Below are 15,525 nucleotides of genomic sequence, written 5' to 3'. Positions count from 1 at the left end.
CAAGCTTTTCGTTCCGCTGCACGCCACGCTTCACCGCAGGCGTCCGATACGATCGGGAAAAAGTCGCAGCATGGGCCTGCCGGGCCCCACTTCTTCAAGATGATAAGGGCACCACCTTGGCCGGCGGTGCCCTTACGGAACCAGTCCCACAATCCGGCGGTCAGTCGGCCGAAGCCAGCTGTCCGCGATCCGGAACCTCGATGCTCACGCGCTCGAGATCGATGCGGGCGGCACCGGCCATCGTCGGCAAGGCGACGGACTGGGGCAGCATCAGCTTGGCCGCGGGGACCATGCGGAACGAGATTTCGATATCGTTCGTCGCGGCGAGCTGCCGCGTCTCCTCGGTCGGACGATAGCCGGCGATGGGAGTATATTTGACCCGGCATACGATCGCGGTCTCGCCCGGAATGCCTGCAACCGGCTCGTTGCGGACGAAACGCAGCGCGAGGTCGAAGCGCTGCTTGCCATCGAAAATCGCAACCTTGCGGCCGCACGGCGTGGGGGCATCGGAATGGGTGAGGGCCAGAATGGCGCTCAACGGATCGACCACGCCCTTGAGATGAGCCGGGCCGAGCGGCACGGTATCGGGCGCCTCCAGGGTAACCGGCAGCACCGTCACGCGCTCGATGCCGTTCTTATCGAACCCCATCGACACGGAGCCGTTTCGCACCGTGCTCTCGTAATCGAAGCGGAAATCGGCTGGTTTCGGCGCCCGCTCGCTGAGCGAGCCGGACGTGTGCGTGATTCCCTTCCATTTAAACACACCGAGAAGCGCCGAAATCTCGACGTCCGTCTCCAGCGTGTAGCGCGTGCGGCCGACGTTGGACTTGAACTGGAAGGAGCCCAGGTTGAAGCCGTTCAGGGAAATCTTGTAGGTGGCCTGCACACGCAGCGGCGAAACGCCCGGAGGCGGCGCGGCGGTGGCTAGCGGCGGGGGAGCGAGGAAAAAGGCGGCCAGGATCAGGGCGCCAAAACCAGCAGAATACGCAAGAACGCGACGGGACGAGACTTGGTACATGATCACTCTCACCCACCCCCGCCGCGCATGCTCCTCGCGGAAAGGGCCAGCTGTTACACAGGAACTTCAAACACGGCGTGCAGTATGCGCGCCCAACGCTTAATAATTCGCTCACGGATGCGCCGCGCTGGAACGCACCTGCAGCATCAATCCACAAGCATCGCATATTGTTCGGTCGGCATTTGGGCGCCCTGTTGCGCTTCAGCCGCTCAATCGGCGTGAGCGCCGACTTGACGACAAGAACACAGCTCGCGTATAGAAAACCCCAATTGCCCCGCCGGTATCGATCGGCGGGCTATTTTCATTGATTTTCCCCGTGATTTCGGGTCCGCCAGGAGGCGGGCGCTTGGTCGTGGGGCGACCGAGCTAGGGATCCTACTATGACCAGGCGCTGTGAGTTGACGGGCAAGCTGCCGCTTTCGGGCCAGCTCAGAAGCCATGCCGAGAACAAGACGAAGCGCAAGTTCCGTCCGAACCTCGTGAACGTGACGCTGATCAGCGAGACGCTGGATCGCTCCGTGAAGCTGCGCATCTCCGCGCATGCTCTGAAGTCGGTCGAGCATCGCGGCGGGCTCGATGCCTTCCTCGCCAAGGCGAAGGCCGACGACCTTTCGCTCGAATGCCAGAAGCTCAAGCGCCAGATCGCCAAGGCGAAGGCCGAACAGGCCGCTTAAAAACGCTCTGAGTATCTTCGTTAGAGACATTGCATGCGCCGGCCGGCAAGCGGTTCGGCGCATGTTTCGTTGCGGTGTGCGGGGGAGAGCCCCTGGCTACATCGCGATCGCGCCGCGCAGACCTTCGAGCTCGCTCGCCATCCGATTGGTCACCAGCTCGCCCTGATCGGCAAGGCTCGTCATCTCCTGGGCCACGACACCAAAACCGGCGCCATGCTCATTGGCGCGGGCGGCCTCAATGCGCGCATTGAGGGCCAGGAGCCGCAGGGTCTTCAGCGTGGTCCGGATGTCGCCGGCAGCGATGTCGACCTTATCGAGCGCGGACGCACCGTGGGTCAGACGTTCGGCGAGCCGGGACATCGTACCGGCCTCGAGAATGATGCCGTCCAGATAGGCCGGCTCGCCGGTCTCCGGATTGATGGTGGCCGAGGCGCCTCCGGTCTCGTGGACGTAAAGGATATGTCCATCACGGTGACGGATGCGATAGCTCATCTGCCAGTTGCCATGCCGCGATAGGGCTTCGGAAACTGCCGCGTCCACCTTTGGAAGGTCCTCCGCCACGATCAGCGAGGCAAAGCCCGTCCGGTTGCGGATGAAAGACGCGCCGTCATGGCCGGTGAGACGCGTGAAGCCGTCCGACAGCCACATCATGGCGTAGTCGTCGCTGTTGTAGCCTCGGTACATAAATCCGTCGATGCGGATGCCGATGCTATTCAGAAAGTCCTCGGCAGAAAAGATCGCCGGCTCTTGCGCCATCACCGCCGCGCTCCGAAGTTCCGTAGACGTACACTTCAATTTGCACCGATTCGCGCGGAAAATGCATGCGCCATGTCCGGAACAGGGCCACCCCCGAGAGGACGTTCATGCTTGATGGGCCCGGCTTTGCGGCGCGAACGTACTTTTAAGTTCCTGTTTGAGATTGATCACATTCTCGGCGCGTGCGCGCTCACCGAGAACGATCTGGCTCGAGAGTGCTTCCGGAAAAGCGGGAACCAGTTTTCCGACAAGAAGCACGAAGAAACAAAAACTTAGAGCCGTTCCCGGTTTCCACTTAAATCGGAACGGCTCTAAGGGCCGCCTTTGCGTGCGGCGCCGCTGGGAGCGCGCTAACGCGCGACCAAACGCAATATGAAGATTACGATTAGGGCACCGATCACCGCGTTGACGATATCGCCGATCAGACCGCCGCCGATGTAGAGGCCGAGCCTCGGCAGCAGCCAGCCCGCTACCACCGCACCGACGATACCCAACACGATGTTTCCGATTAAGCCGAAGCCGCCGCCCGCAATGATCTGGCCAGCCAGCCAGCCCGCGATTGCGCCGATAATCAGCCAAATGATGAGGCCTTCCAAAGCCATAAGTCTTCCCTCCGTTTCAACGTGACGCAAGACGGGTGCTTCAGTCGCTCATACATCTCCATCTGCCTCGAAGCAGGACGCTTTCGAGCAGGTAGCGCGACGTTACTTGAGTTCGCGGCAGGCCGATACCTGCCTTGTGTGCAGGTGCTCACATCGGCGAGGGGGAACCAACGGGCATCGTGGAGCTGTAGCTTGGCGCAAGCTTAGAATGCTATCGCGCCTTGGGTTCCCTCGGGTGAAATTCGCATAATGCAACCGACCGCTTCTTCCGATGCGATGGCAGTGCTTCAAAGTCTGACCGAGACGGTGGACCGGCTGGCCGCCGAAGTTGCAGCGATACGGGCCCAGCAGACTGTCGACAATCAGTTTCAACTCGAATTGGTCAAGTTCCTCCAGGCGACGCGGGACGAAGGCAGAGCACGACACGAGACCATGCTCGCCGCGATCAAGGACAAAGCCCGCAGCGACGCCGGTGCCGGCTCACAGGATGCCGGGCGTGGGCTGGCCGAGATCATCGCCCGCTATTCGGATCAAACTCAGAAAAACACCGAACGCGTGGCGGTAGAACTGCTGAGGCAGATCCATCAAGTCAAGCAAGCTGCGAATGCGGCCGTCCGCAAGCTTCCGCCCTCCGGTCGCATCCGCTGCGTGTTTCTCGTGCACGTCTTCGAAGCCTGGGATGCCCTCTCCGACGTCTATCAGGCGATGCTCGAAGATGAGAGATTCGAGCCGTTGGTCGCCACCATCCATCGGCGCTTTCCGGGCGATAAGGGCTATGGCGGCGAGGAGAGCACAAGCAAGGCGCTGAGCGACATCGGCGTGCGTCACCTGCGGCTGGGACTGAGCGATTCGATGGAGGCGCTCGACATCCTCCGATCCCTCGCGCCCGATGTCATCTTTCGGCAATCGCATTGGGAAAACGACGTCCCACCGGGATTCAGGACGCCGGAACTCGGCTTCGCTCGTCTCTGCTCGGTGCCCTACGGCACATCGTTGGTCCAAAGGTTCATGGTCGACGAACGTGTTGACGGAGACGTCAGCTCATTTGCGTTCGATCAGACCTATCATCGTGTGGCCTGGCGGATCTTCTGCGAGACGGACGTCACGAGATCCTACTTCCAGGGCTTTCAGCATTCGGATCCTGAAAAATTTGTGCTCTCGGGGTTTCCAAAGCTCGAAAGCCTGCAGCGTGCCGGACAACGAGAAGACTGGCCGCTTCCCCCAAGGGGCGAGCGCGCCTTTCGCGTGATCTGGGCGCCGCATCATTCCGTCGGCGACAGGTGGCTGGCGTTTGGCGTGTTCCATCTCATGTATCGCCAGATGCTCGACTGGGCGCGGAGCGCACCGGATATCGACTTCGTTCTGAAGCCCCATCCGGCTCTCATGAAATCCCTCATCCTCGAGGGGAGGCTCACGCAGGACACTCTCGACACCTACCTGAGGGAGTGGGAAAGCCTCGACAACTGCTGCGTTCGCACCGGGCAGTATGCCGAGCTCTTTGCGGCCTCCGATCTGATGATCACCGACGGGCTTTCGTTCCTCACGGAATACCAGCTCTTCCGCAAGCCGCTGATCTTCATCGATTCCGGGCGGCACGTGCCCTTCAACACCATCGGAGCGCTTGCCGAGGCGTGCGCGCACCGCGTGGGATCCTTCGATGACATGAAGCAGGCGGCGCTCGCCTACAAGGCAGGGAAAGCCTGGCCATTCGAGGCGGAGCGCGAACAGCTCCTCAGCATGCTCTTTCCGAACGATAAGCCCGCAGCCAGCGTGATCCTGGATTCAATCCATGACGGCATTCGAGGAGGGAGCGGTTCATGAATATCGTTCTCCTCGCCGCGGGACGAGGCAGCCGCCTCTCGGAGCTGACACAGGCAACGCACAAATCCTTGCTGCCGGTCTCGGGCAAGCCGGCCCTGAGTTATTTGCTCGACGAAATCATGCAAGCCGATGCCCAGGATATCGTGATCGTAACAGGCTATCGCCACGACGACATCGAGACGCTTATCGCCGGGCGATACGGACGCGCCATCCGCTGCGTGCTCAACCCCCGCTACGCAGAGGATACCAATATTCTCTCGACACAGATCGGCGTCGACGCGCTCGCCGCACCCGAGCGGGGCTATCTCATCATTGAAACCGATGTCGTGATGGTTCCTGAGGGCTGGCGACGGCTGTTTGCTTCTTGCAAGGAGCCTCAATCGAAATGGGCGACGCTCGGCCACTACCACGCGCAGCTCACCGGCGGCGCGCTCAAGGCCGACGACACCGGGGCTGTCCAGCAAATCGTCTACGCGCCGCACTACGATCAACAGTTCGAAGGCTGGCCGAAGCTTCTCGGAGCTCTCTACGTCGGCGAGTGCGAGGTCGCGAGCGATCGAGCGCTCCGCCGCGAAGCGATCGATCGTTCAATCGCGCAATACTACATGGCGCCCTGGGTCGACCATCTCCAAGGTCTGCCCTGCCGCCAGCTTGATCTCACAGGCTGCTACGGCGCATCCTTCAACGATATCGAAACCTACCGTCGCGTCGATCATGAGTATCAGAAAGGGGGTGGTTCTCATGGAACAAGAGGTGTTGGTTGAACCCACCGTGGAGCTTGTTGCCGTTGCCGACCTGCGTCATATCGAAGGCTTCAGCCAACGCCGCGTGGACTGGCTGAAAGACAAGATCCTGAGGGAAGGAATCTGGAACAAGCCGCTCGCGCTGTGTGACAGACATGCCCTCGTCATGGACGGCCAGCACCGCATGGAAGTCGCGCGCGCGCTCGAGCTGCGATGCGTTCCTGCGATAAAGTACAGCTATGCGGACGTCACCATTTGGAGCTTGCGGCCTGAAAAATACTCGTTCGATTGGCGGATGGTGACGCAGCGGGCCCTGGCAGGCGACATCTATCCTTATAAGACCGTGAAACATGCTTTCCCGGTGCCACTTCCCGCCTGCCGCTTCACATTGGATGATCTTCGATGAGTAGCGTCGATCGGGTCATCGTCCTCGCTGCGGGACGCGGACATCAGCTCGACGGGGCGACCAAGGTCCTGATCAGGCATCCAGGAACCGGCAAGACGATTCTCGATCACCTGATCGAAGCCTTTGCGGGCAAGCGAATCACGGTCGTTGTCGGCTTCCGCGCCATCCAGATCATGGAGCAGTATCCCAAGCTCGACTACGTGATCAATCACGAGTGGGCCGTCACCAATAACGCCATGAGCCTGGGCCTCGCGCTGAGCGACGAGCCAAGCTACGTCACATCCGGCGACATCTTTTTTGACCGCCCCCTGATTGAGGAGCTTGATCAGGCCGCGCCGAACCTGGCGCTGACGGAACTTCGCGAAAACCGCACGCTGACAGCCATCCATTGCGCCCTTCGCGATGACGGCTCAATCTCCGAAACGTACCAGGGTCCGGTTCGGGACGTTCGGCATCCGGAAGCCATCGGTCTCTTCAAGATCACCGATCGAGAGCTGCTGAAGCGCTGGAAACATCTCTGCATCCGGCATGGAAACCTCTTCGTCGGCCAGGCGCTGCCATGCGACGGTGCGCCAATATTTGCCGTGCCGCGCAACGACCACGCGTTCGTGGAGATCAACACGGCCGCCGATTACCTCCGCTTTCTCGAGCAGCAGCGCGCACGATGATCAGATCTTTGACAATCGGCATTCCCGTCGGCGCGGCCTCGCCTGTCGAGATCGGCAATGGAACACGCCATCTTATCTCCACCGCCCGGTCGATCCTCGACGCACACGATATCGCGCCGAGAACGTTTCGCTACACACTACCGGCCGTTGGGCCGGAAGGCGAAGACGAAGGGGTCGTGCAGTCGCTCCTACGCTGGGTCGACAGCCTGGCCGCGGAAACGGATGTGCGCTGGTACTGCCTTCCCTTCGATTTTCTGAGCGACGCAAGGCGCACCCACCGGCTCGAAACAGCGCTCGATATCGTAAGCCGCTTCCCGCGCCTCTTCATGAACCTGATCGTCAGCGACGAACGGTCGCTCTCCGTTCCGGCGATCAACGACGCTGCGCTGCTCGTCAGCCGCATTGCGCGCAAGAGCAACAACGGGTTCGACAACTTCCGCGTCGGCGCCTCTTGCGGTTGCCCGGCCAATGCGCCCTTCTTTCCGTTCTCTCGTCATGAGGGAGAGCGCATCGCCTTCAGTTTCGCGCTGGAAACGACGGGTCTGGCGCTCGCCGTGGCCGACGAGTTTGCCAAGGCAGCGCCCATCGACAGCTATCGCGACCGGCTCGTAGAGCGGTTGTCCGAAATGCTCGCGCGAGTTGACGAGTTAGGCCTCGAGATCGAGCACCGCACCGATTGCATTTACCGAGGCCTGGACGCGTCCCTCGCGCCTTTTCCGGACGGGCGCATGTCCGTCGCTGCGCTCATTGCGCAACTGCTAGGCGCCGAATTCGGCAGCCAGGGAAGCGTCTTCATCACCGGCGTTCTGACCGATGCGTTGCGCGCGGCCATCGAGCGCAGCGGCGCCAGGGCCGTGGGCTTCAATGGCGTCATGTTCTCTCTGCTCGAGGACAATATGCTGGCCGCCGCCAACAGCCGGCGCCATATGAATTTCGATTCGCTGATGGCGGCATCGGCTGTTTGCGGATGCGGCATCGACATGGTGCCCGTGAGCGGCACCAGCTTCCCGGAAGAGATCGCCGCCGTCATGCTCGATATTGCGGCCATGGCCATCTCGCTACGGAAGCCGCTCGGTGTTCGCCTGCTTCCCATTCCCAATCGGGCGGCCAACGAGTTCACGAACTTCAATATGGAATTTCTCTGCGACAGCCGCATCCTGAGTCTGGCGGGCCATGATCGCTCACTCACGACCCACGACCATGCGTTCGGTCTGCTCTCTCCGCGCGTTCTTCCCCGCTGATTGCCAGACAGGGCCACTTCCATGATCGACAAAGTCAAAGTGAAGCGCTTCTGGGATAGCCGCGCTGCAATGTACAAGTCTCTCCCGTTCGAGAGCATTGCGAATCTCGAACAGGATCCGGCGAACCTCGACCTCAAGATCAAGCTCGAGACAGAGAAGGTCTTCCGGTGGCTGGGCGACGTGCAGGGTCGGCGCATTCTCGATCTCGGCGCCGGCGTCGGGCAATGGGCGTTTCGATTTGTTGAGCGGGACGCCCGGCATGTCACCGCCGTCGAATATTCTGCGCCTCTTGTCGAGATCGGCCGTGCGGAGGCAGCCGTACGGGAAACGACCAATCTGGACTTCGTCTGCTCGCCAGCCGAGAAATTCATTGCGCAAGAGCCCTACGATGTCGCCTTCATCTCGGGCCTGTTCGTTTATATGACCGACCAGCAGGCTGAGGAGCTGCTGCGCAATCTACCTCGCGCTTGTGGGTCAGATACCGTTGTACTTTTGAGGGACGGCACGGGCCTCGAAAAGCGGCACGAGATCGACGATCGCCCTTCCGAGCACCTCCAGACATTGTATTCGGCGACTTACCGGACGCGCGAAGAGTATATCCGTCTCTTCGAGGCAGCCGGCTTCGAGCTGATCGAGGACGAGAACATGTTCGACGATGGCTGCCCATTGAACAAATATCCTGAGACGCGCCTCAGGATCTATCGCTTCCGGCCGGCCCGCTGATATGCCGACCATCAAACCGAGAGGCGGAGATGTCGATTGGCCTGAGGATGAGGGCTCGATCGGCGTCGTAGGCGTTGCGCCTTGGGCCACTCTCGACTTCTGCAAGACGCTCTACGCGCAAATCCCGGCAACCAAGGACTGGCATTATCCTCGGATCATCGCCGACATCAATCCCAAGATCCCGAGCCGTGGCCGGCATTTCCAACTGGGCGAGGATGATCCCTCGCCGTTCATCGCCGCAACGATCGCCGAGCTCCATATGCAAGGGGCAAACGTCGTCGTCGTGCCGTGTAACACCGCCCATGTACTCTATGAGACATGGGCGAAGGATGCGTCGGTTCCTGTTCCTCACATCGTGGAGGAAACTGTGCTGCTGGCAGCCGAGGCCGGAGCAACGCATGCCGCTTTCTTCACCTCATCGTCGCTTGCGGGTTTCGACCTCTATGGTCGCATCGCCGAGCGCCACGGCCTCAAATGCCGGCGCCTCAACACCGGCGAGCAACATCTCATTTCAACGATCATCGAAGAGGTCAAACAGACCGGCGCGCCTTCGGAAGCGGCGTTAGTGCGCATCGACCGCCTCGCGTCTCAACTGCTGGCCGAGGGCGTCGACGCATGCCTGCTCGGCTGCACGGAGCTTTCGGCACTGCTGGACCGACTGACCAGCCACGGCCTCAAAGGCTTCGATTCCAACGTGGCGCTCGCCCGCGCCGCTATACGGTTGCTTCGTAAGCCCGCGTCGACTGAGAAGCCGCCGCCACACTCCTGAGATAGGCGTCGCTCACATCCAAAGCCTCGCGGATCGTCACATCCATATCGAGGTAGCGGTAGGTGCCGAGGCGACCCACGAAGGTGACGCCCGCCTCCAGCGCGGCGCGCTCGAGATATCGGCCGATTAGCGCCTCTTCTGCGGCGAGCCGGATCGGATAATAGGGAATGTCATCCGGGCCGCAAGCACGCGAATACTCCCGATAACAGATGCTCTTCTCGTGCGCCTCCCACGGGGCGAAGTGCTTGTGCTCGGTGATCCGGGTGAACGGCACATCAGCGTCGCCGTAGTTCATCACGGCGCAACCCTGATAGTCGCCGTCGTAGCGGAACATCTCAAAATCGAGCGTGCGATATCCGAGCCGGCCGAGGTCGCAGCCGAAATATTCATCGATCGGACCCGAATAGAAAACGTGATCGAAGTTGCCTGCGTCTTGGCGGGTGAATTCCGTGCTGAGATTGAGCGCGATGCGCTCATGGCGCAAGATCTTTTCGACCATCGCCGTGTAGCCATTCTCCGGCATGCCCTGGAAGCGATGGAAGAAGTAGTTGTCGTTGTAATCGAAGCGAACCGGAAGCCGTTTGAGGATGCTCGCCGGGAGTTCCCTTGGATCGCATCCCCACTGCTTCAGGGTGTATCCCTTGAGGAAGGCTTCGTACAATTCGCGGCCGACGAACTTTAAAGCCTGCTCCTCGAACGTGCGGGGCTCGCCATCGGTCTGTTCCGCCAGCGACGCGATGAACGCCAGCGCTTCATCCGGCCGGAAGGTCTTGCCGAAAAACTGATTGATGGTGTGGAGATTGATCGGCAGCAGGTAAACGCGCCCGCCGACCGTCGTCTTCACGCGGTTCACATACGGCTTGAAGCGCTCGAAAGCGTTGACGTACGCCCACACCTCCTCGTCGTCGGTGTGAAAGATATGGGGTCCATAGACGTGGACCATGACGCCCGTCTCGGCATCGCGCTCGGTGTGGCAGTTGCCGGCGATATGGGAGCGCTTGTCGATGACGGTGATCGCATGGCCGGCGTCGGCGAGCTTACGTGCGATGACCGCGCCCGACAGGCCTGCGCCGACGATCAAGATACGATGTGTCACCGGCCACCCCTTTAAACCGCCCTTTGGCACGATCCAAACCGAGGATCGTCCTCAGATGAATTGCTCCATGTAGCTCCCGAGATCGAAGACGGCGTCCTTCTGCTTCATCGGTTCGCCAAACCCGGGGCTGAGACGAAGCCAAGCGCGGGCGGCCCCGTTATCGGCCGCCGGGATCTCTCGCGTCATTCTCTCCTTCAATGCCGCCGGTAGCAGATCGACGATCTCATTCCCAACCAGCGGGTCGACGATGACCGGATGTTCGCTGTAGCTCGCCGCTTCCGATGCGGCGACGACAACGGCGGCCAGCTTCTGAATGGTATCGATCGAGGTGCCGCGCAGAGCGATGTCCTGATAGGCCGCCATCCGATGATAGAGGATGTAGGCCTCGACCCAGTTCTTCGCCTGAATGTGCAACCGCAAGGCCACGGACTGGCGCACGAGCATGAACTTCACGATTTGGGAATGGACCTCTTGCCGGTCCTTCGCCTCCGGGGCTTTGCCTTTCCACGCTTGGGACGCGAGATACTCAAGGCCACCCCGATACGTGTCCCATTGGAACATGCATTCGGTGTTTCCCTGCTGCATACGCGGATCGTCCGAGATCGCCGTCACGCGCGCGAAGGGTTCCGGCATGAACACCACGTCCGCCTTGTCCAGTGCGCGGGTGGTGTAGAGAAACGCCCAGAAGATGAACGGCGTCGCACCCGAGATCGACCTCGCCAGCACGTCGCGGCGAACGATCAGGAACTCCGGGAAGACGTGGTGCTTAAAGATGAAGCTCAGAAGCGATTTGAAGTCGCCCTTCGCATGCCGCGCCTGGCCGGGAATGCCATAGAACGGGCCCATATCGCCGCCGCCGGGACGGCCGTCGACCAGCATCCAGGGCGCCTGGATCATGCCGATCGCCGGGTCGCGCTTCATGATGTCGAGATATTCGACGACCTTGTCGGGAATCAGAAGGTCGTCGTCGCCCAGGAACACAGCGTAACGGCCCCGCGCGCGTTGCATCGCGAACGCATAGTTGCTGACGAAGCCCGAGTTCTTGATGCGGCGATAGGCGTTGACCTCCGGCTCGCTCGCGATCGATCGAACGTAATCGTCGGTGCTGTCGGTCGAGCAGTCGTCGACGATGACGATCTCGAACGGGACACCGAGCCGGCGGAACGCCTCGAGATGAAAGGTGACATTCCTCTCGAGGAGGAACTGCCGATTGTAAGTCGGGACACAGATCGACAGCAGGATATCACGTCTGGACATCGATCTCATCGGTTCCGGTGGGCGTGCGCCTTCAACCAGCGGCGGGTCGCGCGCCAGTAGAGCCTGCCTGGCTTTTCCGAACCTTGTGCTGAAGCTGTTTGAATTGCTCGCGCCTGTCGCCAATCCGGGAGCCCCTCGGGGGAAACGGGAGTCGTGCGGCCTGGGGCCGATGGTGGTAAATGCCTGTTGTACGAAACGCGAGGCGGAAAGCTTTGCCACCTTTCGGGGCACGTCCCATGTCAGATAATTCACCAACTCCGGGTATTGAACCCGATGCCGAGCGGGGCCCCGCACTCCGCAGTCTCGCGCGGGGGCCGGTTCCGCCGTCGGCGGGCCTCATCTATCGGCCTTACTGGTGGGATGCCGCGCCACCTCGGCATGCGCCGCAGCCTCTCCCGGCCCAGGCGGATGTTGCCATCGTGGGGTCGGGCTTCACGGGCCTTTCGGCTGCGCTGACGCTGCTGCGTCAAGGGCGATCGGTTGTGGTGCTCGATCGCGACGCGCCCGGCTTTGGCGCCAGCACGCGCAACGGCGGGCAGGTCGGCAGCGGAAACCAGAAATTCCGCGTGCAACAGCTGATCGCGCTGCGCGGGCGCAAAAAGGCTGAAACCATGCTGCGCGAAGGCGTGCGCATGCTCGACTACATCACGCATCTCATTTCGTCGGAGCGGATCGACTGTCATTTCACCCGCTGCGGACGATTCCGTGCCGCCGTCCGGCCACAGCATTACGAGGCCATGGCACGCGACATGGACGATCTCAACAAGATCGCCGGCGTCGAAAGCTTCATGGTGCCGCGCGGAGAGCAGCACACCGAGATCGGATCGGACGCGTTCTTCGGCGGCTGCGTTCTGCCGGGCGACGCCTCGCTCCATCCCGGCCTCTACCACAAAGGCCTCGTAGGGCGGATCGAGGCGGCAGGCGGTGCGGTGATCGGCCAATCTCCCGCAGAGGCAATCTCGCACGATGGCGCGGGCTTCTCCGTGTCGACCCCGCGCGGCACAATCGCTTGCCGCAACGTCATCATTGCCACCAACGGCTACACCGGCGGCCTCGTGCCGGAACTTTCACGGCGGATCGTCCCGATCGGCTCCGGCCTCATCGCGACGGCAGACATCCCCCGAGAAATGCTCGCCCGGCTTATGCCCAACACCCGCGTCTATGGCACCACAAACCGCGTTTTCGATTACTTCCGCACCGCGCCTGACTCACCCAGGCTGCTGTGGGGCGGGCGCGTGGGGCGGATGGCTGGCGACACGTCGCCCCTATCTTTCCGACATCTCGCGCGAAATCTCCTCAAGGTCTTCCCGGACCTCGCGGACACCGCCGTCACTCACGCCTGGGAGGGCCGCATCGGCTACACTTACGACGAGGTGCCCCATCTCGGTCGCACGGCCACAGGCGTCCATTATGCGCTTGGCTACTGCGGGACCGGCGTTTCGCGCGCCACCTACTTCGGCCACAAGATCGCACTGCAGGTGCTCGGCGATCGGGACAGCCGCACTGCTTTCGACGATCTGACCTTCCCGAGCTACCCGCTGCATTCGGTGGCGACACGCGCGGTTCCGATCGTCGAGACCTGGTACCGGCTTCGCGACGCGGCCGATGGGCTGATGGCAAGGGGACGGTAGCGCTGAGCAAGGGCGCCATTCTGCGTCGCAGACGATCCGCTCAGGGCTTTGCCGCTTGCCGGCGCTTCCAGCCGTCATAGAGATCTGGGCCTTGCTCCAGACGCACCGGGACGTGGTTGATCGCCATGGATTGTTCAGCGAACGGCTTGGCGAGGTCCTCATAGATCGCGGCCGTCGATAGGCCGAACGGCGCGCCGTCCTCGTTGGAATAGGCGTAGGCGACCTTGCCGATGCCGGCGAGCCGCATCGCGGCCATGCACATCGGGCAGGGATGGCCGCTGGCATAGACCGCGCATCCGTCCAGACGGGCTGAGCCGAGCTTCTGGCTCGCGACGCGAATGGCCGTGAGCTCGGCATGCGCTGTCGGATCGTTGGTGCTGAGGATCTCGTTGACGCCCGTCGCTATGATCGCGCCGTCCTTGACGACGACGGCGCCGAAGGGCCGCCCGCCGTTCTCGACATTGGCCTGCGCAAGCTCGATCGCCTTGCGCAGGAAGCTTTTTTCTCTGTCATCGATATCCATTCCAACCTCGTGTCCGGCGGTGCGCTCGAAATCCGCACCGTATGGCCTCACGCACGCATAGCCGGGCCTTCCAGAATCTGCGCCAGCCGCTCCTTGATCGCCGCCTGTCGGGTTTCACTGCCGACCTTCTTGCCCGTCAAATCGGTCACATAGAATACGTCCACGGCCTTCTCGCCGAAGGTCGTCACATGCGCGGAGGCGATGTCGAGTGACAGATCGGACAGCGCATTGGTTAGCTCGTAAAGGAGACCGGTTCGATCGCGACCCGCCACCTCGATGACGGTGAAGGCATCGGACAGCGCGTTGTTGACGTAGACTTCAGGCGCCACCGTGAAGGCCTCGACGCGCGGCGGTGCGGAGCGCCGCCCTTCGAGCAGTTCCGCGACCCAGGTCTCGCCCCGCAGCAGGCGAACGATCGTCTCCTCGATGCGTCGGGCGCGGCGCAACTCGTCGTCATCATGCTCGAACTCACGCGCTAGCAGAAAGGTGTCGAGCGCGAAGCCATCGCGCGTCGTCGTGATGTGCGCGCCAACGATATTGGCGCCGCTGGCCGCGCAGGCGCCTGCAAAGAGCGCGAGCAGGCGGGGATGATTGGGTGCGAAAACCGTAAGCTCGGTGATGGCCGTGAAGGCATCCGTCCGATGTTCCGCGGCAAACGTCTTGCCGTCGCGCTCGGCTTGCCGGAGGAGGCGCGCATGGTCGGCCCGCCGCCGCGGATCGGTGCGCAGCCAATAATCGGGATAGTGGCGATCGATGAACCGATCGACCTCGGCCGGCGGCCAGTCGGAAAGCGCGGCACGGAGCTCGGCCTCAGCCTCAGCTACGAGCTGGCTGCGCGGCACCTGCGTGTGGCCGCCGGAAAGCAGCGGCTCGGTTTCAGCGTAGAGCGTGCGCAGGAGCTGGCCTTTCCAGCCATTCCATACGCCCGGACCGACGGCGCGAATATCGGCGACCGTGAGCAGCAGCAGCAGCTTCAGGCGCTCGGGACTCTGCACGATATCGGCGAAGTCGCGCGCGGTTTTCGGGTCCGTTATGTCCCGACTCTGGGCGATATTGCTCATCGTTAGATGCTGCTCGATGAGCCAGACCACGGTCTCCGTCTCGGCCGGCGTGAGCCCGAACCGGGGGCAGAGCCGGCGCGCAATCTCGGCGCCGACAAGCGAGTGATCCTCGATGCGGCCCTTGCCGATGTCGTGCAGGAAGGCGGCAACGAACAGCACGCGCCGATTCTGTATGGTCTTGATCACCTCCGTCGAAAGCGGGAGATCGTCGGCCGCACGGCCGCGCTCGATGTCAATCAACTGCCCGACGGTGCGTATCAGGTGCTCATCGACCGTATAGTGGTGGTACATGTTGAACTGCATCATGGCCACCACGCGGCCGAACTCCGGGATGAAGCGGCCGAGAACGTCGCATTCATTCATCCGCCGCAGCGTCGGCTCCGGATTGGTGCGGCCGGTGAGGAGCTTCAGGAAGATGCGGTTCGCTTCCGCGTCCTCACGCAGCTTGTCGTCGATCAGCCGGTGCGAATGGCGAAGCTGTCGGATGGCGTTCGGATGCAGGAACGTGTTGGTGTTCTCGGCCTGCGCGAAGAAGC

General features: G+C 62.0%; 16 protein-coding genes. 9 read left to right on the top strand and 7 right to left on the bottom strand.

Annotation, left to right across the window (positions count from 1 at the left end):
* Positions 1–160: 160 nt before the first annotated feature.
* Positions 161–1,018, bottom strand: coding sequence for a DUF3108 domain-containing protein (locus V7P99_RS09215; protein ID WP_333794515.1), 858 nt, complete (start codon positions 1,016–1,018; stop codon positions 161–163).
* A 380-nt stretch (positions 1,019–1,398) separates the two neighbouring features.
* On the opposite strand from V7P99_RS09215, the gene rpmB reads away from it, so the two are divergent.
* Entirely contained in the window at positions 1,399–1,692 is a 294-nt protein-coding gene (gene rpmB / locus V7P99_RS09210; RefSeq protein ID WP_333794514.1) for a 50S ribosomal protein L28, read from the top strand.
* Positions 1,693–1,788: 96 nt separating this feature from the next.
* On the opposite strand, the gene V7P99_RS09205 is transcribed toward rpmB, so the two are convergent.
* Both V7P99_RS09205 and V7P99_RS09200 read right to left on the bottom strand, forming a co-directional pair.
* Positions 1,789–2,448: a methyl-accepting chemotaxis protein gene (locus V7P99_RS09205; protein WP_333794513.1), complete on the bottom strand. Its 660-nt coding sequence runs from the start codon at positions 2,446–2,448 to the stop codon at positions 1,789–1,791.
* A gap of 350 nt (positions 2,449–2,798) precedes the next feature.
* A complete protein-coding gene (locus V7P99_RS09200) occupies positions 2,799–3,050 on the bottom strand; it encodes a GlsB/YeaQ/YmgE family stress response membrane protein (RefSeq protein WP_333794512.1) in 252 nt (83 codons plus the stop codon).
* A 276-nt stretch (positions 3,051–3,326) separates the two neighbouring features.
* Here V7P99_RS09200 and V7P99_RS09195 point away from each other — a divergent pair, with 276 nt between their 5' ends.
* From V7P99_RS09195 to V7P99_RS09165, 7 genes are read left to right on the top strand one after another with little or no spacing between them, the layout of a single operon-like run.
* Positions 3,327–4,871, top strand: coding sequence for a hypothetical protein (locus V7P99_RS09195; protein WP_333794511.1), 1,545 nt, complete (start codon positions 3,327–3,329; stop codon positions 4,869–4,871).
* On the top strand, positions 4,868–5,635 hold the full coding sequence (locus tag V7P99_RS09190; RefSeq protein ID WP_333794510.1) for an NTP transferase domain-containing protein: 768 nt from the start codon (positions 4,868–4,870) through the stop codon (positions 5,633–5,635). The genes V7P99_RS09195 and V7P99_RS09190 overlap by 4 nt, the downstream gene beginning before the upstream one ends.
* Positions 5,613–6,020 carry a hypothetical protein gene (locus V7P99_RS09185; RefSeq protein ID WP_333794509.1) on the top strand — a complete coding sequence of 136 codons (408 nt, stop codon included), beginning with the start codon at positions 5,613–5,615 and terminating at the stop codon, positions 6,018–6,020. The genes V7P99_RS09190 and V7P99_RS09185 overlap by 23 nt, the downstream gene beginning before the upstream one ends.
* Positions 6,017–6,688, top strand: coding sequence for an NTP transferase domain-containing protein (locus V7P99_RS09180; RefSeq protein ID WP_333794508.1), 672 nt, complete (start codon positions 6,017–6,019; stop codon positions 6,686–6,688). Before V7P99_RS09185 ends, V7P99_RS09180 begins: the two co-directional genes overlap by 4 nt.
* Positions 6,685–7,929 (top strand): DUF711 family protein, encoded by a 1,245-nt coding sequence (locus V7P99_RS09175; protein WP_333794507.1) that lies wholly within the window; start codon positions 6,685–6,687, stop codon positions 7,927–7,929. Before V7P99_RS09180 ends, V7P99_RS09175 begins: the two co-directional genes overlap by 4 nt.
* A 21-nt stretch (positions 7,930–7,950) precedes the next feature.
* Positions 7,951–8,652: a class I SAM-dependent methyltransferase gene (locus tag V7P99_RS09170; protein WP_333794506.1), complete on the top strand. Its 702-nt coding sequence runs from the start codon at positions 7,951–7,953 to the stop codon at positions 8,650–8,652.
* Position 8,653: 1 nt separating this feature from the next.
* Complete coding sequence (locus V7P99_RS09165; RefSeq protein ID WP_333794505.1) at positions 8,654–9,421, top strand: aspartate/glutamate racemase family protein; 768 nt, start codon at positions 8,654–8,656, stop codon at positions 9,419–9,421.
* On the opposite strand, the gene V7P99_RS09160 is transcribed toward V7P99_RS09165, so the two are convergent.
* Both V7P99_RS09160 and V7P99_RS09155 read right to left on the bottom strand, forming a co-directional pair.
* On the bottom strand, positions 9,366–10,517 hold the full coding sequence (locus tag V7P99_RS09160) for a UDP-galactopyranose/dTDP-fucopyranose mutase family protein (RefSeq protein ID WP_333794504.1): 1,152 nt from the start codon (positions 10,515–10,517) through the stop codon (positions 9,366–9,368). The two genes, V7P99_RS09165 and V7P99_RS09160, sit on opposite strands and share 56 nt — an antisense overlap.
* A gap of 51 nt (positions 10,518–10,568) precedes the next feature.
* On the bottom strand, positions 10,569–11,774 hold the full coding sequence (locus tag V7P99_RS09155) for a glycosyltransferase family 2 protein (protein ID WP_333794503.1): 1,206 nt from the start codon (positions 11,772–11,774) through the stop codon (positions 10,569–10,571).
* Positions 11,775–12,010: 236 nt separating this feature from the next.
* Between V7P99_RS09155 and V7P99_RS09150 the strand changes: the two genes are divergently transcribed.
* Positions 12,011–13,405, top strand: coding sequence for an NAD(P)/FAD-dependent oxidoreductase (locus V7P99_RS09150; RefSeq protein WP_333794502.1), 1,395 nt, complete (start codon positions 12,011–12,013; stop codon positions 13,403–13,405).
* A 40-nt stretch (positions 13,406–13,445) separates the two neighbouring features.
* On the opposite strand, the gene V7P99_RS09145 is transcribed toward V7P99_RS09150, so the two are convergent.
* Both V7P99_RS09145 and glnD read right to left on the bottom strand, forming a co-directional pair.
* Positions 13,446–13,928, bottom strand: a complete 483-nt coding sequence (locus V7P99_RS09145; protein ID WP_333794501.1) for a nucleoside deaminase — start codon at positions 13,926–13,928, stop codon at positions 13,446–13,448.
* A 47-nt stretch (positions 13,929–13,975) separates the two neighbouring features.
* The coding region (glnD, locus tag V7P99_RS09140) for a [protein-PII] uridylyltransferase (RefSeq protein ID WP_333794500.1) at positions 13,976–15,525 on the bottom strand (1,550 nt) is incomplete at its 5' end.

The sequence above is a fragment of the Hyphomicrobium sp. genome (genome assembly GCF_036780825.1).
Lineage (GTDB): Bacteria > Pseudomonadota > Alphaproteobacteria > Rhizobiales > Hyphomicrobiaceae > Hyphomicrobium_C.
Note: the sequence above shows the minus strand (reverse complement) of the source record. Positions and strands in the feature narration are given on the sequence as shown.